Source organism: Waterburya sp., from assembly GCF_058530065.1.
The window spans coordinates 1-18,805 of sequence record NZ_JBZNBU010000299.1; the positions used below are offsets into that span (position 1 = coordinate 1).

Genomic DNA, 18,805 nt, shown 5'->3' on the forward strand with positions numbered 1-18,805 from the left:
CTAATAGTTTCCCAGACACTTTTTAAATATTCAGTGTCCTGTGCTTTTGGTTTTAGGGGATATGTAGCAACCATACGCATCAATGGCAGGGGAAATGTTTCTAATTGTTACAAATACCATAACAAAATAAAATCCTTTCTGGGGAGTGTTGTGGGTTGGGCTACTCCTAAAGAAATTGTTAAAAACCTTGACAGATATACAAAAGAGCTATTTCGTAAATTGAAAAAAAAGTTTAAGAAAATCTTAAAATCATAGAAGTGACGACTTTACTTCCTGCGGTATTACCAGTCGGCTTAATTATCTTAATTGGCTTTATTATCGGGCAGAATTTATCTTTAGAGCGATCTACTCTATCTCAGTTAGCTTTGTATACTTTATCTCCTGCTTTGGTAGTAGATAGTTTGTATCGAACTCAATTATCTGTCGTCAGTTCTAGTAAATTATTAATTGGCTTTGCTCTGACTTCTGCCATCATTTACGGTTTGGTTGGGCTGGGAAGTAAATTATTTAATTTAGCTACTCCTCTCAGTAGGGGAATTACGGCTATTGTTATGTTTCCTAACAATGGCAATATGGGCTTACCAGTAGTCACCTTTGCTTTGGGATCGGCAGGGTTGGATCGAGCGATTGTTTATATGATAGGCTCTAGCTTCTTGATGTTTTGTTTTGGCCCTGCAATTATTCAAGGAAAAGGTTTTTCCAAAGGGTTGAGCTTAACTTTGAAATTGCCTTTAATTTGGGCAATCTTATTTGGTATTAGCTTGCGCTTGTTTTCCCTTAAGCTACCTTGGGAATTAGACAAAGGCATTCAGCAGTTAGGGGCAGCAGCAATCCCCATAGCTTTAATTGTTTTGGGCATTCAACTATCAGAAACTAAGTTTAAACCCAGATTTAAAGAAACCCTGGTTGCGATCGCTCGTTTAATCGTTGCTCCTGCTATTGCTTATGGCATCGGCAGACTTTTACACCTAGAGACTTTAGATTTACAAGTACTCGTTATACAAAGTGCTATGCCCACCGCAGTTAATTCTTTTATTATTGTTAGCGAATTTGGTGGGGATCGAGATTTAGTCGCCAGAGCGATTGTTACTTCTACCTTGATAAGTTTTGTTACCTTGCCATTTGTTTTATTAGTAGTTAAAAGTAGTAGTTTATTTAACTAATTGTCTATTATTTAGTTATTCAAGGTTTTACATTGGGCGTTATTGTATAAAAGGCGATCGCACAAAACTAAAGCGACCATTGCTTCAACCATTGGGACTGCTCTGGGTAAGACACAAGGATCGTGTCTTCCTTTGGCTGCCAAAAGGGTTTCTTCTCCGCCTTTGGTAACGGTTTTTTGTTCTTTACCGATGGTGGCGGTGGGTTTGAATGCCACTCGGATTACGATGTTTTCACCGTTAGAAATGCCTCCTTGGACTCCTCCAGAGCGATTGGAAACGGTTCTAGTTTCCCCATCCTCGTCAATATAAAACTCATCATTATGTTCGCTACCAGTCATGGTTGTGCCAGCAAAACCCGAACCAATTTCAAAGCCTTTAGTTGCGGGAAGAGACATCACCCCTTTAGCTAATTCTGCTTCTAATTTATCAAAGACGGGATCGCCCAAACCTCTGGGTACTTTGCGAGCTACACATTCTACTACCCCACCAAGAGAATCTTTATCTTTTCTAGCCAAATCGATGCGATCGATCATTTTTTCCGCATATTCGGCATTGGGACAGCGAACGATATTGCTTTCTACCTGTTCTAGAGTCACCGTATTGCTATCGACTTCCGCTTCTATGTCTTTGATGCGCTTAACATAGCCAATAATTTCAACTCCTGCAACTTCCTTGAGGATTTTTTTGGCGATCGCACCTGCGGCAACTCGACCGATAGTTTCCCTGGCTGAAGATCTGCCGCCACCTTTATAATTACGGATGCCATATTTAGCGTCATAGGTAGCATCGGCATGGGAAGGACGGTATTTAACCGCCATTTCGTCGTAGTCTTGGGATCTTGCGTCTTTATTGCGTACCAAAATTGAAATGGGAGTCCCTAAAGTTTTACCTTCAAATACCCCCGACATAATTTCGCAAGTATCGCTCTCTTTTCTGGGAGTAGTAATTTTACTCTGTCCTGGTCTTCTACGGTCTAGGTCTATCTGAATTTCTGCTTCGCTAATCTCAAGCTGCGGGGGACAACCATCAATAACTACCCCGACACCTCCTCCGTGAGATTCTCCATAAGTAGTAATGCGAAATATTTTGCCGAAAGTGTTCCCCATGATGCTTTTAATTTCTTTGGTAGGCGACTCTGTATTTTATCTTATAGTTTTTAGTCTTTAGTAATTAGTTTTTAGTTTAAATTAAACACTAAAAACAACTATTCCCCTAATCTTTAACCTTTAACCTTTAACCTTTACCCCTTCCCCAATCTAAACTATCCATTGCACAACTACTTATCTTCTGGATTGCAATTGACGGTAAACGTCGCGAATATCTACATCGTGATAGGCTAAAGCTACTAGAGTGTGATAAAACAAATCTGCTACTTCCGATGCGATCGCGCTTTGATCGTCATCTTTACAAGCCATGACTACTTCCGCCGATTCTTCGCCAATCTTTTTGAGAATTTTATTATCTCCCCCTGCAAATAGCTGACAGGTATAAGAACTTTCATTAGGATTGGTTTGGCGATCGCGAATTACTCGATATACTTCCGAGAGGGTATCTGCGGGAGGAGCTTGTTTGTTGTTGTCATCTACTTGATGAAAACAGCTTCTTTCTCCTTTGTGGCAGGCAATATCGCCAATTTGTTCGATAGTAACTAACAAGGCATCGCTATCGCAATCGTAACGCAGCGATCGCACTTTTTGAATGTGTCCTGAAGTTGCTCCTTTGTGCCACAATTCTTGACGAGATCTGCTCCAATACCAAGTTTCTCCCGTCTCGATGGTTTTTTGTAAAGATTCTCGATTCATCCAAGCCATCATCAACACCGTACCATCTAGATAGTCTTGAGCGATCGCAGGTACTAGCCCTCGGTCATTGTATTGAATTTTTTCTAGAGGAATGTTTAGATTATCAATTTTGCTAGAAGACATGATTCTTTTTGGTGTCGCTCGAAAGTCAATTTTCTATTGTCACGCAAAAAAGTCCAAACTCCAAACTGCTTTCTGTAGGAGTCAAAAGCAACTGTAGGTTTAATCGATTTTGATTTTACGATTGATCGCTAATTTATATTAGCTCGATCTTGAAACTTGTTTTCAGTATTTTTAATTATTTGTCTACGCCAAAATACTTAGTCCAAGATTTATTTTGTAGTGGTTTAGTCTTACTATATTTTTTACTTTTATTATCTAAGTTTTTGATTTTCATTTACCAGATATTAACTTTTCTGGTAGTTACTGGTTTTTCTAGCAAAAATCATTGATATATCATTTATTATTTATTTTTGATGCTTATCTTTATCTCGAACAAGAATTATCTAAATTGAATATTAGATTGACTATTATTAGCCTCTACTATCTGATTTTTGACTACTCATACCGATATCTTCAAGGATATAAAAAATTAATTAGAATGACTATAGCTTAAGATATTGTAAATTACAGTATTACGGTAAGACTTATTTAAAGAATAATGCTTGTTCAGCGATATCAGCATTTTTACCTATAAAAAAACTTTGGTTTTAATTTTTTTTGAGTTTTACAATTAAATTTTTAAATAATAATTATTAATTTATCTATTTTTTTACTTTTTGTATTTGTTTTAGCGACTTATGGTGGCTTTGAAAAGTTCCCATTTTCAGAAAATAGCAATTAATAAAAAAAGTTTTTGAGTCTATCTTTTTCTTTACTTTTTCTATTTATCTTGTAGAAACCAAACAAAAGAATAAATTAAAAGGATAACCATGAAACTTGAATTTAAAGCTCTATCTATCACTTTAGGTTTAGTTGCTCTATTAGGTGTTGCTACTTCCGTTAAAAGTGGTACACCTGACATTACTCAAGCAGACAACTCTGTAGAAATAGTTCCTGATGAGATTGAGTTACAGGATATTGAAGGAATTGAAGATACAGAATTAGAAGCCTCTGAAGACATTGAAGACGCAGAACTAGAAGCTTCCGAAGACATTGAAGATACAGAATTAGAAGCCTCTGAAGACATTGAAAATACAGAACTAGAAGCTTCCGAAGAAGTCGAATGGGAAGAACTAGAAGCTTCCGAAGATATTGAAGATACAGAATTAGAAGCCTCTGAAGAAATCGAAGACGCAGAAACTGCTGAAATTGAAGACGCAGAACTAGAAGCCTCTGAAGAAATCGAAGATGCTGAAACTGCTGAAATCGAAACTCCCGAACTAGAAGCTTCTGAAGATAGCGAAATTAACGAGCAGTCTAGTATTGATGGTACGGAAGAAAGCTTAATCGAATCCGCAGAAGATGCGATCGATAATGTTAGTCCTCAATTCTAAATGTTGACAAGAGTTCATTGCAATAAATAAATTACTTCCTACGGTCATCCACCCGATCAAAATCAAAAATCTCCTTAGATTAATCTAGGGAGATTTTTTTTAGCGATCGATACCTCAAATTAATCACTAAACATGAGTTTCAACTTCATGATTGGTTTCTGGGATATTTACAGGCTTATTTGTTTTTAAAGCAGCACGAACAAAGCCTAAAAATAATGGATGGGGATTGTTGGGACGAGAACGAAACTCGGGGTGAAACTGAGTGGCAATAAAGAAGGGATGATTGGGCATTTCCAGAATTTCTACTAAACGTCCGTCGGGGGATGTTCCGCTAATTTCATAACCAGTTTCGAGTAATAAACTGCGGTAAGCATTATTAAACTCATAACGATGGCGATGGCGTTCGTAAATCACTTCATCTTGATATAAAGAATGAGCCAAAGTATCGGGTTTGAGACGACAAGGGTAAATACCCAAGCGCATAGTACCGCCAAGATCGATCACATCTTGTTGTTCGGGTAAAATATTAATAATCGGGTTGGGACTGTCAGGATCGAATTCTGAACTATTGGCATCTTTTAATTGCGCTACATTCCGCGCCCACTCGATCGCGCAACACTGCATTCCCAAACACAAACCCAAGAAAGGAAGATTTTGAGTACGGGCATATTCGATCGCTGCTACTTTGCCATCTACACCTCGAATACCAAAACCCCCTGGTACGATGACCCCCGCTACATCTTGGAGGTATTTTGCTGCGCCGTGAAGCTCGATATCTTCGGCACTTACCCAACGTAAATTAACCTCTGCATTTGCCGCGATCGCACCATGTCCCAAAGCTTCGACAACTGAAAGATAGGCATCGCTCAATTGTATGTATTTACCGACGATCGCCACTTCTATATTGGTGCGAGTAGAATTCATCTTAATTACTAGATTGCGCCAATTTTCTAAATCGGGTTGCCGTTGTTCTAGTTTTAATAGTTCTAGGGTTTGTTGGGCTAGTCCTTCTTTTTCGAGGATTAAAGGTACTTCATAGATCGTACTGGCATCGAGAGAAGTGACGACTGAATTTACCTCAACATCGCAAAATTCGGCGATTTTTTCTTTAATCCCAGGAAATAAAGGGCGATCGCAACGACAGACCAAAATATCTGGCTGAATGCCAATGGAACGTAACTCTTTGACTGAATGCTGAGTGGGTTTGGTTTTCATTTCCCCTGCGGCGGGAATCCAGGGAATCAAGGTAACGTGGGTATAGATGGCATTTTCTCGCCCTACGTCTTTCCGAAATTGACGAATTGCTTCCATAAACGGCAACGATTCGATATCCCCTACAGTACCGCCAATCTCGACGATTACCACGTCAGAATTAGTATTCTGCGCTACGCGGTGAATTCTTTCTTTAATCTCGTTGGTGATATGAGGAATTACTTGTACTGTACCCCCTTCATAGTCGCCCCGTCTTTCTTTATTAATTACCGCTTGATAGATCGAACCTGTAGTGACACTATTGAGGCGAGACATGGAGGTATCGGTAAAACGTTCGTAATGTCCCAAGTCTAAATCGGTTTCCGCGCCATCATCGGTAACAAAGACCTCCCCATGTTGGTAGGGACTCATCGTACCAGGATCGACATTAATATAAGGATCTAGTTTCAAAATAGATACAGAATAGTCCCGCGACTTTAACAATCTGCCGAGACTAGCTGCCACAATCCCTTTTCCAATACTGGAAACAACACCACCCGTAATAAAAACAAATTTAGCCATAATGAATAATAATTATTTAAAGATTAATTGCCCAATGTTCGACCAAGCGATCGCGTATATCAAAAAAATCCGACCATTCGACATAAGATTTATTTTCTGTATCTAAATATTTTCTCAGGCGATCGCGAGCAAATACCAAATCTGCCGTCAATGACATATTAATATCAGTCACCGAATCGCCGATAGCAATGCTTTCAGCTGCTGGATATTGCGCCATAGCTTTCGCTTTGGCTACCAATTCTGTCTCTCCTTCAAAAATCGAAGAAACCTCTAACAATTTGCCCGTACTGTTAACTTCTGCTGCATGAATTGCGGTAATGCGATCGATCGATTGTCTTGTTGATAATACTGCTTTGACTATATCGATCAAACCCCCAGAAATCACCACTAAAGGAACGTTCAAATCGTTAAGAAAATCTGCAAATTCTATAAATCCAGGGCGAATCGGATGGTCGGCAATATATTCTATAATTTCAGCATAATGAACAGCGGGAATTGAACCGATGGTTTGTTTGATTCCTTCTTTGAGAGTCATTTTACGCTCAAAAATCATGGGTAGTAATTTAGCCGATACTTCTGGAGCAAATTTGTCTAACACTCGCACAAAAGTGTCTTCTGTCGTGATTGTGCCATCGAAATCACAAAAAACAACACGGGAAAATTTCATTATTTGTAATAAAAAGTGAAAGTAAAACTAGTTATCGCACGACCAGAAAACGTTATGATCGACCTATAAATATATACTTATTAACCATTCTAAATATTATGGGAGAATCAAAACGCCGTAAAGCAGCCTTGGGCGATCGCTATGGAACAGATACAGACAGACTAATACCCTGGTTACCCATTACTAAAGCCCAATCAGAAAAGTTTATCAAATTAACCAGTACGGGAGCTTGGATTGGTATTGGTATAATGATTGCTATCTGGTTTACTGTCAGGTTTATCGGGCCAGCATTCGGTTTCTGGGAAGTTTATTAACCACAAAGGCAGAATTTCAAAAATTTAAAATTAATTTATTGACATAAATACACAGCAGGTTAAGAAATGAGCGAACAAAATCCCTACGAACAACTTGGGGTCACAGAAAATTCTTCATTTGAAGAAATTCAAGCTGCCAAAAAGCGACTTTTCGAGCAATATGGCAATGACAGTGCTGTATTAGAAACAGTAGAGATTGCCTATGATTCAATCATCATGGATCGCTTGCGGTTACGTCAAGAAGGAAAAATTAAAGTTCCCGAGAAAATTCGTTTTCCCGAACGTAATTTAGAAAAATCAATTAAAATTCCGCAACTTGTTAAGGAAGATTCCGCCGTCTGGCTGCAAGAACTCATCGATACTCCTTCTCAAGGGGATATCCTTTGGCCAACAGGAATTTTCCTCACCCTTTCGGCGATCGCTGTCTTCGCTCAAAATACAGGAGCATCAATTCTTCCTCTGTTAATGGCATTGGGCTTTATCGCCAATATCTATTTTCTCAATCGTAAAGAAGGTAGAGCGGGAAGAGCTTTTTTAATTAGTTTTTTAGCTTTATTTGTGGGAATTGCTCTAGGTACTGGGCTAGCTAGTTTATTATTGAGTCAGAGTGGCGTGACTACTCTGGGAGAAGATCAGTTTGCATCTGCTGTCACCTTTTGTCTGTTTTGGTTGGTTAGTTGCTTTTTAAGATAAAACAAACTTATATATAACGTTTAGCGACTTTAGTAAGACTAATTCCCCAACCACATATTTTCAATCTAAATATATTTGTTTCTTTTTTGTTCCAAGATATTAAACTCTTGGGACATTTTTTTTGCCTGCCGTACGTATCAATTATCTATAGAGCAAGAATACAACCTAATGATAATACTGATGTTACAAAACAAAATATAGAAGGTTAATTTTATATTATCTGCATAAAAAAATCAGCTAAATCGTAATACATTAATAGCCTAGGTGTTATATACAGTTTCATCGGTTAAACTGTAGTTGCTCTGATAGTAGCAAACCGCTCAAAATCAGAGTAAGCCACCGTTAAATAATACTTTAACAATATATTAAGTTAATTAACCAAGCTTAATACTAATTTTAAAGTTATTCGGCTTATTTTATATGCTTTTAGTAATTTCAGAGAGGTAACCAAAAGTGGTTGATATTGATATTCGCAGAATAAGTGGTGTTGAAAACCAAGAATTTGACGAAGAACGTGGTATTTATCCAGGACAAGTAGAAGCTCCCCTAATCCATATTTTTCCTCTAGCTTTTGAAGATGGCTTTAACGAACCCAGAGGGGGAGGAATTAATTTAGATGAAACTCTACCCAATGCTAGAGATGTCAGTAACATCATCGCCGACCAAGGAAATGTAACTGGCAACCCAGTAAACGCTAGTGACTGGTTGTGGCAGTGGGGACAGTTTTTAGACCATGACTTGAGTTTGTCGGAAGGGACAAATATCTTAGCAATTCAAGAAGAAGATGAATTTACAGCTAATGATGTCAGTATCGATCTTAGTCCAGATGATATTCTTTATTCCGAGCCTCGATTCACCAAAATCCTTTTAGGTCGAGTTCCCGCAGAATCTGGAACTGGCACTGGTCCTGATAATCCTAGAGAAGTTGTTAATGAAATCACTTCTTTTATTGATGGTTCTAATGGTTATGGTTCGGACTATGCTCGCGCTGCAGCTAAACGAAGTGACTTAGGAAACAGTTTTTTTGGTAAAGGATTTGAGGTTAACGAAGAAGGTGAATTAGAACTTTTCGATATTCACGAAGAGGGTGGAGTTCCCTTACCTCCTGAAGGGGAATCTCCTTTTGATGGGAAACTTTTAGTCGCGAACGATGCCTATGGTACTGATGGGTTAGCTTTTGCCAATGGCAGAGACCCTAATAATACCTCTGGTGAAATCTTAGCTCCCTACAACCGCGCTGGTTCGCCTAACGCCGACCCTGGAAACCGTACCCAAGACGAGGAAGAGTTTATCTCTGGCGACCCCCGAATCAACGAACAAGTTGGTTTGATCGCCATTCATACTCTGTTTATCCGCGAACACAACTTAGTTGCCGATAAAGTTGCATTTCATTTAGATGCCAATGACGATCCCAGATTAACTCAAGCTTACGAACAATTTAGAGACGAGTACGTACCTTCTCTAAACTTGGGATTTGAACCTAGCGAAGAACAAATTCGCGGTGAATTTATTTACGAAGCTTCTAGAGATATCGTTGCGGCTAAAAACCAAATCATCACTTACGAAGAGTTTTTGCCCATTTTACTGGGTAATGAAGGTCCAGAAGATCTGCAAAAAATCGATGAAGATCTACTCGATCCTAGTATTGCTCTAGAATTTGCAGGTGCGGCTTATCGTTTGGGACACACTCTTCTTTCCGACCAAATCCGTACTGTTGATAATAATGGTATTGGTAGTTATTCTCTAAGAGAGGCTTTTTTCACTCCCCAAGAAGTCAGTCAAAATGGTGTTGACGATATCTTATTGGGTCTAAACTATCAACAAGCTAACGATCTTGACGAACGAGTAATCGATGGAGTTCGCAACAACCTCTTTGGCGAACCAGGAAATGGCGGACAGGATTTGGTTGCGATTAACCTACAAAGGGGTCGCGAGCTTGGTGTTGCTAGCTATACAACAATTTATAATTCCCTGAACCCCGATAATCCGATCGAAAGCTTTGAAGATCTAAATCCGATCTTTGGGGAAGAAGTAGCAGCTAAATTTGTCGAAGCTTATGACAATGTTGAAGATATTGACCTTTGGCTGGCTGGATTGGCAGAAATTCCCCAAAACGGTGCTTTGCTAGGACCTACATTTAGCGCGATTTTGGGAGATCAGTTTGCTCGCTTGCGAGATGGAGATCGCTTTTTCTATACTGACGAACTAGCGAATGAAGATTCTCTCTTAAACGTAGTTTCCAATGCGATCGGTACGGATCTCAATGAAATTACTTTGAGTAGCGTCATTGCCAATCACGTATCTACTCCCGAACTGGTTCCCGACAATGCTTTTGTCGTTCCTTTCACCAACGAAGTTCGAGGTACTGTAGAAAGTGATGCTGGTCAATTTCGGATTAACGGTACAGAAGCTGCTGATTTAATCACTGCCGAAAGTGGTGCTGACGAAGTTTTTGCTGGCGACGGTGATGATATCGTTTTTGGTAGTAGCGGAAATGACAGTCTTTATGGTGAAGCTGGTGCGGACAGCCTAGTAGGTGGAAATGGTTCGGACTTGCTCGTCGCTGCAGGTGCTGGAGACGTTCTTAGCGGTGGCTTAAACAACGATACTTATAGGCTCGTTCTAGACCAAATTGATGGGGGAGTAGAAATTGTTGAAGAAGCTGGCCCCAACGACGTTTTACAAATCTTTGCCGGTGGCGGTGGCACTCCCGTTAATGCTACTTTACTCAATCCAGCCCCTGGTCGAATCGGAATCAAAAAATCGGATCGCGATCTCGTGCTTGACATCAATCAAGACGGGGTACTTAACCCAGACCAAGACCTAACTATCAGCAACTACTTTGCCGAAGATGGCGGAGCTAGTGGCGGTTCGATTGAAGATGTGGCTGGTTTGAGTCGCGATGAGATTATCGAATACACTCAAAGTGAAAAAGTCACTAATGGTGCAACAGTCTATCGTTTCTTCCGTCCTAATGAAGGAGTACACTTCTATACTCCTGATGAAAACGAAAGAGACATTCTGCGTGAGACTAGAGAAGACTTCACATTTGAAGGCGCATCTTATGTCGGAGTTCCTGAAGATGAAGACTTGCTTACAGGGGCAAGACCAGTTTATCGTTTCCTAAACCGAGACACTGGGGTTCACCTATACACCATCGCCGAAGCAGAAAGAAATGCTGTTCTAGAGTTACCTAACTATACTTATGAAGGTATTACCTATTACGGATACGAAACTCAACAAGAAGGAACTACTCCTCTATATCGTTTTTACAATCCTGTAGTAGACTCTCACTTCTATACTCCTTCTGTGGTAGAAAGAGATGATGTGTTAGCCCGTCTACCCGACTATCAATTGGAAGGTGTTGACGAAACAGGTACTGCTTACTACATTCAGGAAGTACCAGCAGACTTGTAAATCTTTACAGAGCAATAGTCGATTGACAATAGTTTGTGTAATTAGAATAACTAAATAATTTGTTTTGAGGGATGAAACTACTTTCATCCTTTTTTTTTAGACCTCAAATCCCTAGTCGATTTAGTTAGATAAAATACTTAAATAGTAGCCCTCTGTATATCCAATCTTTGAGTGTATCGCTGCAATCTGGCGACGATCGCACTGTCTTCTAAGATTTTAACTTTGATTTTAGCAATGACTGGTTGTAAGATTGAATGAATTTGAGCTTCTGGTAAATCCTCTTTATCTTCTACTTTAATTGGGGAATCAGTGTGAAATAGGTTTAATTCTTCCATTGTCAAAATGTTGATTAGTTTTTCGATCGCGTATTCCATAACCATAGGTTGTTGACTAAATCCGATACTAGTCTTTTCAATTAGCGATCGCTTGGAGAGGGATTCCAAAACTTCCAATAGTTGGCGAGGAGAGAGTTTTGGCACTAATTCTTGTCTGAGTTGAGATAAACTTACTGCTTCGCGAGCGATCGCCAACCAATACATGACCGCTTGTTCTATGGGGGCAAGGCGATTGAATTGCTGTTCTAAAAGATCCCAGATATCGCCAAAAACAATTATCTCCTCTTGCAGAAATTCGGCTACATTACCGCCAAATTCATATTTAATGGTAGTAGCTACTATTTGCAGAACTAAAGGATTGCCACAATATTGCTTGATCGTTTGAGGAGGTAATTCGATCTCTTTAGTTGCTAATATTTTTTGGGTTGCGGGGAGTGACAATCCCGATAGTTGGAGCGATCGCACTTTTATTCCTTCTCTATTTCCTATGCCGATTGGTTGTTCGCGACTAGTTATAATTGCGCTACTTTGATGCTGTTCGTCAGTTAGACGGCGTAATAATTGACCGTACCCTTCGTATCCCGATTGATAGCGTCCTCTTGTTTCCCCACTCCGCAAAATAGACTCGACATTATCGAGAATAATCAAGCATCTTACTGAGGCTAGATAATAAAGTAAAGAATCCAGTAACTTTTCTACAGAATTACTAAAATTGATTTCTTCATGGGCAGAAACAAACGAAATCAACTCGCCAATTAATTCTCGAACAAGAGGTGCGTTGCGCAAACTACGCCAAATGACAAAGTCAAATTTTGGCGCAAGATTTCTAGCTAATTTAGAAGCAAATGCAGTTTTACCTACTCCTCCCATACCCAAAATATTGAGCAAGCGACAGCGATCGCTTTCGATCCAGTTTTGACATTGAATCAATTCTAATTCTCGTCCCCAAAAATGGCTTGTATCGATGGCATCCCCCCAATCTTCTTGCAATTGAGATGAAGCGATCGTTGGAATAACTCTAATATTTTGGTCTTGTTGATATTGTCTTAATATACTGCGTGCATTACTTTTAGTGACTTTTTTTTGTAAAAGCTGGGACAAAATACGCCATAATTTAGCTCCAGTTTGTTTGATATAATCGTGTTCGTAGCCAGAAGAGTCGGCAATTTTTTGATAAGAATTATCTTGAAAAGATTCACTTAAAACTAATTCCTGAACATCCGATAAACCCGTCTTAAAATTCTCATTAAATAACTTTTCGACTAAAAAAACCGCTTGTTTAGCATCCATCGATTCCAATCTATAAAAATTATTTATCTTGCTACTTAGAGTAAATCTAATTTAGATTAATTACATTGACCAATAAATTTTAAACTAAGTTACTTTTTGCCACTTTAACTCACTGATTAATTATTGTCAGATACTGTAATATGAAATTATTAGATACTAGAAGATAAATGGTTGCTTGAAAATCAAATTAAAATAAATGTTGTGGTTGTCGATGTTTAAGGGTTTTACTCTTAGTTGAAAGCGATCACTTAGATTTAATCAACCAACAATAATTTGGTTTAAATCGACTATTCAATCTATATACTAATAAAGGTGACTACTTTTCCTAGTCACCTTTTTTTAAGAACAATTAATCAATAATTAAAGACAATTTGTTCGCGTTTAATATTTATTTTATAAATAAGTACCTAAGCAGAATTAATTGTATATTCTGTATTCCCTTTTCCCTTTTCCCCTTACCCTTTACCCAATCTTAATTATCAAATTAATTTTGCACGAGTACTTAGTTGTTAAAGACGAGATAAGATACTGTTGCGATACTCCCCAGCATCTATTCCTTTATTATTAGATTCATTATTGCTCAGTTGGGAAATTGCTTTAATTCTATTTTCACTAGTGGGGTGAGTGCGTAAAAACTGTGGCGTACCACCTCCACTTTCCAGTTTAGCCAAAAAGTCAGCAAAAGCTTGAGCGGGATAGCCAGACTGTTGCAGAATCTCTAAGCCACTACTATCTGCTTCATATTCAAAAGAACGACTCTGAGGCAAATCCACTGCCAATTGATAGGCAGTTTGAGCTAACACGCTAGTTTCTACCCCTGCAACTGTCGCCATGCCTCTAGCTGCAACAGCTTGCTTTAAGCTTTCAATGCCATGTCTTTCGTTAATGTGAGCGATTTCATGTCCCACTACCGATGCTAGTTGGGCTCTATTTTCCGCAGTTTTTAACAATCCTGTAGTGACATAAACAAATCCCCCAGGGGTGGCAAAAGCATTCACTTCTTCACTATCCACCACTTGAAATACAAAAGGTATATCTCGGCTATCGCTATTATTCAATAATTCTTCCCCCAAATCCTCCACATAATCTTGGACTTGAGGATTGTTGTAAAGTCTATATTGACTTAGCACTTGTTTGTTAGTTTGCTTGCCAATTTCTATCTCTTGCTCGTCAGAAATTGTCGCTACTTGAATAAACTCTACAGCCCCTCTAAATACATCAAAAAAATCAATTCCTGCCAAGATAAATGCCGAAGCGGGCAAACTGTTTGCCACTACAATCAGACTAGCAAGGAATATTAGGCTTAACGTTCTTGCTCTTTTCAATTTCATAACTTCTTTAGTCTTCCTCTTCGTTAACAATTTTATATTTAATTACTAAATACCTATTTCAACCCTTAGTCCTAACCTATTTAAAAAGATTGCCAGCAACAATTTTGACTAGAGTTTTAGGTTTAAGATATTTGTCAGTTATAGTTCGCATTTGTATTAATGATTTTAGATGAATAGAAAATATTTATATGCTTTGTTAATTTGCCTATCTTTAGTTGGCGTTTTGATACCTCAAATGGGGCAAGCTAAGTCAGAAGCGTGTAATTATCATCCAGAAGCCTATCAAGGCTTAGAAATGACTAAATTAGCCCAAGAATTAAACCAGACGGGTTTAATCGGCAGAATTCACGGCGCAGCAGCCGAGTCCCAAATGTTTATTATGTCGGTGCGAGAACCTAATAATTTTTTTAGCCATCGAGAATTTTCCCTAATCCCCCAAGATCCAGAAACTGTTGCAACTCTCCAGCAAACCAACCGTCACGATTTAGTCTGCGTTAGAGGTGAAATTATTGCCAACCCCAGTCCTCAAGCTCATATTACCGCTAGCTCTATTCAAGTATTAGAACCTTGGCAGCAGCCCGAAGGAATCGAACCCTATCAAAGACAAACAGATATCCCCCAAGAATTAAAAACTCAAACAAATTTCATCGGTAAAGTACACGCCATTGGCGAGGCTGGAAAAATTTTAGTTGTTGGATATCAAGACCGAGTAATCCCTGTATTTGTTTCCAACACGGAATATACTCAAGGATTGTATCGGGGAGATATTATTAAACTTAGTTACCAAATTCAGCAAAATCCCCGCCAACCAATTCATCTGCAATTAGACGATACTGTAGAAAAACCCGTGGAAGTTTTAGATGCGATCGCATCCTGGAATGGTAAACTCCGAACCTTAACGGGAAAACTGGTTAAATTTCCCCGCAGCCCCCAACTAAAATTTGATGTTTATGCTATGGAAGTAGATACCCAAAACATCAAACGCTATTTTACTGTGATTAACTTTGAAAATATGGCTGAATTTGACAAAATACGTCAAAAGCTAGCTAAAATTTGGGACGAAAACCAAACAACGGCGATCGCTGGTAGAAATATGCTAATTAACCCTGAAGTTACTATTGAAGCCAAAGGAATAGGTAATATTATCTCTACAGAGCAAGCCAATCCTCAACTACTTTTAGATAGTGCTGAAGATGTCAATAGTTTGATTTTACCCACTAATTAACTAATCGATCTTTGATCTGAAACATTACCGCTAATCTGTAAATAGATGAAAATAGCCCTTAATACTAAGAATTGTCTCAGTATCAAGGGCTGAAAAATATCGATATCTAAAATTAATTAAACAATTACATCAAACCGAATTGAGCTAGAACTCCGTGTCCCGTATTCATTTCAACGATGAGGGCGGTAACAAAACCGATCATTGCCAAACGACCATTCCAAATTTCAGCGTAATTGGTGAAGCCAAACTTACCTTCTTTCTTTTCCATGTTTTTAAATTATCCCGTAGTTGCAGAGAACTGCTAAAGTCAACTATTCTTAATGTAGTGTAACTTTTTTATACAAGCCGTTGCAATATACTTTAGCTGTAAGTTACACCAAAAAGTATTATCGTGTTTCCTTAAGCCTCAAACATTCAGACCTTCTTACTATAAAAAGCAATTTTAACCGCCCGTGATTAGCACCGAAACCTTAGACCTATTAGAATGGCATCGCGTATGTCAAAACCTATCTACTTTTGCAGCAACTAAGCTTGGTGTTGTCGCAGCACGTCATTTAAAATTGCCTACCAGCCAGCAAGAAAGCGAGAAACTTCTGGCTCAAACAAAAGAAATTTACAATCTAGAACAAGAACTAGATTCGGGATGGACTTTTAAGGGCATTCAAGACATTGGCGCGTCTTTAGAAAGAGTTGGCATTGGAGGTATTCTCCCTGCCAAAGAACTTTTGAATTTGGCGACGACTTTGGCAGGAGTCCGCTATTTACGTCGTTTAATTGATAATAAAAGTGAAGAATTACCTACTTTAGCCGAGTTAGTCGTCGATATTCGGACTTATCCCGAACTAGAAAAAGAAATACACCATTGCATAGACGATCGCGGTGAAATAACCGATCGCGCCAATCCCAAACTGGCAGGTATTCGTCATGAAGTGAAAAACTTGCGATCGCGGATTTATAAATCCCTTCAAATTACGATTCAGCGTAACCCAACCGCCATCCAAGAAGCTGTAATTACCCAGAGGGGCGATCGCTTTGTTTTGCCAGTCAAACCAGCCCAAAAGGAAACTATTAAGGGTATCGTTCACGATGTTTCGGCTACTGGCTCTACTTACTATATAGAACCCAATGCAGTAGTACAATTGGGCAATCAACTGCGTCAAAAAGAACGTCAAGAAAAACGAGAAGAAGAAATAATTCTCAAAGCTCTATCGGAAAAAGTAGCAGAAGTCCAAGAAGATTTAGAAAAAGTGTTGGCAGTGGCAACCATGCTAGATCTAGCTACTGCTAGGGCGCGCTATGGTTTGTGGTTGGAAGCAAACCCCCCTCGATTTATCAATCCAGCTAAAGCCGAAACTACTACCCTGCGACGCTTGCGCCATCCTTTGTTAGTTTGGCAGCAAAGACACGAAGAAGGTACGGAAGTAGTACCCATTGATGTTTTGGTGAAAGAAGAAACCAAAGTAGTAGCCATTACAGGACCTAATACGGGCGGGAAAACTGTTACCCTCAAAACAATGGGTTTGGCTGCATTAATGGCAAAGGCGGGAATGTTCGTTCCAGCTAAAGAACCAGTAGAGATACCTTGGTTTGACGTAGTACTAGCCGATATTGGAGACGAGCAATCATTACAGCAAAGTTTATCGACTTTTTCGGGTCATATACGTCGTATAGGTCGCATTATCGATGCTTTACACCATGAAGAAGTAAATCACTCTTTAGTCCTTTTAGATGAAGTAGGGGCTGGTACAGATCCCGCAGAAGGTAGTGCCTTGGCGATCGCAATTTTAAAATATCTAGCAGAAAATAGTTTGCTGACCATTGCCACTACTCATTATGGAGAATTAAAAGCTCTTAAGTATCAAGACAAGCGTTTTGAAAATGCTTCGGTAGAATTTGACGATAGTACCCTGCAACCTACCTATCGACTCCTCTGGGGCATTCCTGGGCGTTCTAATGCCCTGACGATCGCTCGACGTTTGGGACTAGAGGGAAATATTATTGATGAGGCTGAATCTTTGGTAGGTGTTGGTTCGTCAGAAGATGTCAATCAGGTAATTGCTGCCCTAGAAGAACAACGGCGAGAACAAGAAGCCAAAGCACAAGAAGCAGGTAAATTATTAGAACAAACCGAACGTTTTTATTCTGAGGTATCGAGCAAAGCTAAAGATCTGCAAGCTAGAGAACAAGAATTAAAAGCAGTTCAAGAAAAAGCCGTTACCCAAGCGATCGCCGATGCCAAAAAAGAAATCGCCCAAGCGATTCGTCAGTTGCAACAGGGAGAGCTTACTGCTCAAAAAGCCCAAAAAGCCACAGAAGCGATCGATCGCATTACTGCCAGAGAATTAGCCAAAACTCAAACCCCCAAACCAGCCAAACCCAGTTATAAACCCAAAGTAGGGGAAAGAGTGAGAATTCCTCGCCTCAATCAGACAGGAGAAGTATTGAATATAGACGAGGCGACAGAACAGTTAGTAGTGCGTTTTGGCATGATGAAAATAAATGTCGGTTTGGCAGAAATAGAATCTCTAGACGGACAAAAGGCAGAAGTCAAACCTACATCGGTAGCTAAAACCACCAAAAAAACTAGCCCTGCTAAATCTACAAAATCTAAGGTGATGGTGCGTACTTCCCAAAACACCCTAGATATTCGTGGCAGTCGGGTAAGTAATGCCGAAATAGAAATCGATAATGCCATCTCGCGGGCGATCGAATCGGGATTATTGTGGATTATTCACGGTAAAGGTACGGGAAGATTGCGTCAAGGAGTTCATGAATATCTCAAAAGTCATCCTCAAGTTAGTAAATTTGAATTAGCAGAGCAAAAAGAAGGTGGCGCAGGAGTAACCATCGTACATATTAAATAACTTATAACCTATAACCCATAACTCAATCGTGACAAGTTAAGAAACTTGCAGATTAGCTAACTACTACAGCAGTTTTCATCTAAGTCAGGTACAGAATAGATCGTTTTAAGGCGCAAAGGACATTCGTGTGTCCGCATGCAGGCAGGGGGCAGCCCTAAAGGACTAGTTGCGGCTAACTAAACGCCTTACTTTCGGACGAGGCAGAAGTTAGATGTACCTCAGTAAACTGAAAAACGCTGTATATGCTGATTTTTTACATTTGTGCCGACCAACTGGAACAAAATAACTAGTATAGTCGTCTTTCATTTCTGTAGAAATTTTAAATAATTTGCCAAAATCCGTTTTTGATTTCGTTGTAACGATCGCCATAGAAGGACTTTCAGATTTAATTTAGAATTGCTATAAAAGAGCTAATTCATTATACTTTGGACGTTC

General features: G+C 39.3%; 15 protein-coding genes. 8 read left to right on the plus strand and 7 right to left on the minus strand.

Annotation, left to right across the window (positions count from 1 at the left end):
• Together AC33VI_RS17845 and AC33VI_RS17850 are read left to right on the plus strand one after the other, a co-directional pair.
• On the plus strand, nt 1–255 hold a 255-nt coding region (locus tag AC33VI_RS17845; protein WP_491783611.1), incomplete at its 5' end, for a hypothetical protein.
• 2 nt (nt 256–257) lie between these two features.
• Complete coding sequence (locus tag AC33VI_RS17850; protein WP_491783612.1) at nt 258–1,163, plus strand: AEC family transporter; 906 nt, start codon at nt 258–260, stop codon at nt 1,161–1,163.
• 11 nt (nt 1,164–1,174) lie between these two features.
• On the opposite strand, the gene aroC is transcribed toward AC33VI_RS17850, so the two are convergent.
• Together aroC and hisIE are read right to left on the minus strand one after the other, a co-directional pair.
• The gene (aroC, locus tag AC33VI_RS17855; RefSeq protein WP_491783613.1) at nt 1,175–2,269 is read right to left on the minus strand and encodes a chorismate synthase; all 1,095 of its coding nucleotides are present in this window, start codon (nt 2,267–2,269) and stop codon (nt 1,175–1,177) included.
• A 174-nt stretch (nt 2,270–2,443) separates the two neighbouring features.
• The gene (gene hisIE, locus AC33VI_RS17860; protein ID WP_491783614.1) at nt 2,444–3,088 is read right to left on the minus strand and encodes a bifunctional phosphoribosyl-AMP cyclohydrolase/phosphoribosyl-ATP diphosphatase HisIE; all 645 of its coding nucleotides are present in this window, start codon (nt 3,086–3,088) and stop codon (nt 2,444–2,446) included.
• An 809-nt stretch (nt 3,089–3,897) separates the two neighbouring features.
• On the opposite strand from hisIE, the gene AC33VI_RS17865 reads away from it, so the two are divergent.
• A complete protein-coding gene (locus AC33VI_RS17865; RefSeq protein WP_491783615.1) occupies nt 3,898–4,461 on the plus strand; it encodes a hypothetical protein in 564 nt (187 codons plus the stop codon).
• Nucleotides 4,462–4,587: 126 nt separating this feature from the next.
• Here the strand turns inward: AC33VI_RS17865 and pyrG are convergent, their stop codons facing one another.
• Nucleotides 4,588–6,234 (minus strand): CTP synthase, encoded by a 1,647-nt coding sequence (pyrG, locus tag AC33VI_RS17870; RefSeq protein WP_491783616.1) that lies wholly within the window; start codon nt 6,232–6,234, stop codon nt 4,588–4,590.
• Between the two features lie 16 nt (nt 6,235–6,250).
• Nucleotides 6,251–6,901, minus strand: a complete 651-nt coding sequence (locus AC33VI_RS17875) for an HAD-IB family phosphatase (RefSeq protein WP_491783617.1) — start codon at nt 6,899–6,901, stop codon at nt 6,251–6,253.
• 98 nt (nt 6,902–6,999) lie between these two features.
• On the opposite strand from AC33VI_RS17875, the gene AC33VI_RS17880 reads away from it, so the two are divergent.
• From AC33VI_RS17880 to AC33VI_RS17890, 3 genes are all read left to right on the plus strand, one after another.
• Nucleotides 7,000–7,215, plus strand: coding sequence for a DUF2839 domain-containing protein (locus AC33VI_RS17880; RefSeq protein WP_491783618.1), 216 nt, complete (start codon nt 7,000–7,002; stop codon nt 7,213–7,215).
• 66 nt (nt 7,216–7,281) lie between these two features.
• Entirely contained in the window at nt 7,282–7,908 is a 627-nt protein-coding gene (locus AC33VI_RS17885; RefSeq protein WP_491783619.1) for a CPP1-like family protein, read from the plus strand.
• A 453-nt stretch (nt 7,909–8,361) separates the two neighbouring features.
• Nucleotides 8,362–11,325 (plus strand): peroxidase family protein, encoded by a 2,964-nt coding sequence (locus AC33VI_RS17890; protein ID WP_491783620.1) that lies wholly within the window; start codon nt 8,362–8,364, stop codon nt 11,323–11,325.
• A gap of 137 nt (nt 11,326–11,462) precedes the next feature.
• On the opposite strand, the gene AC33VI_RS17895 is transcribed toward AC33VI_RS17890, so the two are convergent.
• On the minus strand, nt 11,463–12,950 hold the full coding sequence (locus tag AC33VI_RS17895; RefSeq protein ID WP_491783621.1) for a helix-turn-helix domain-containing protein: 1,488 nt from the start codon (nt 12,948–12,950) through the stop codon (nt 11,463–11,465).
• A gap of 509 nt (nt 12,951–13,459) precedes the next feature.
• A complete protein-coding gene (locus AC33VI_RS17900) occupies nt 13,460–14,281 on the minus strand; it encodes a M48 family metallopeptidase (protein WP_491783622.1) in 822 nt (273 codons plus the stop codon).
• A gap of 169 nt (nt 14,282–14,450) precedes the next feature.
• Here AC33VI_RS17900 and AC33VI_RS17905 point away from each other — a divergent pair, with 169 nt between their 5' ends.
• The gene (locus AC33VI_RS17905; RefSeq protein ID WP_491783623.1) at nt 14,451–15,506 is read left to right on the plus strand and encodes a hypothetical protein; all 1,056 of its coding nucleotides are present in this window, start codon (nt 14,451–14,453) and stop codon (nt 15,504–15,506) included.
• 124 nt (nt 15,507–15,630) lie between these two features.
• Here AC33VI_RS17905 and AC33VI_RS17910 read toward each other — a convergent pair whose 3' ends face one another.
• Nucleotides 15,631–15,774 (minus strand): chlorophyll a/b-binding protein, encoded by a 144-nt coding sequence (locus AC33VI_RS17910; protein ID WP_229640089.1) that lies wholly within the window; start codon nt 15,772–15,774, stop codon nt 15,631–15,633.
• A 184-nt stretch (nt 15,775–15,958) separates the two neighbouring features.
• On the opposite strand from AC33VI_RS17910, the gene AC33VI_RS17915 reads away from it, so the two are divergent.
• Complete coding sequence (locus AC33VI_RS17915; protein WP_491783624.1) at nt 15,959–18,370, plus strand: endonuclease MutS2; 2,412 nt, start codon at nt 15,959–15,961, stop codon at nt 18,368–18,370.
• Nucleotides 18,371–18,805 lie beyond the last annotated feature (435 nt).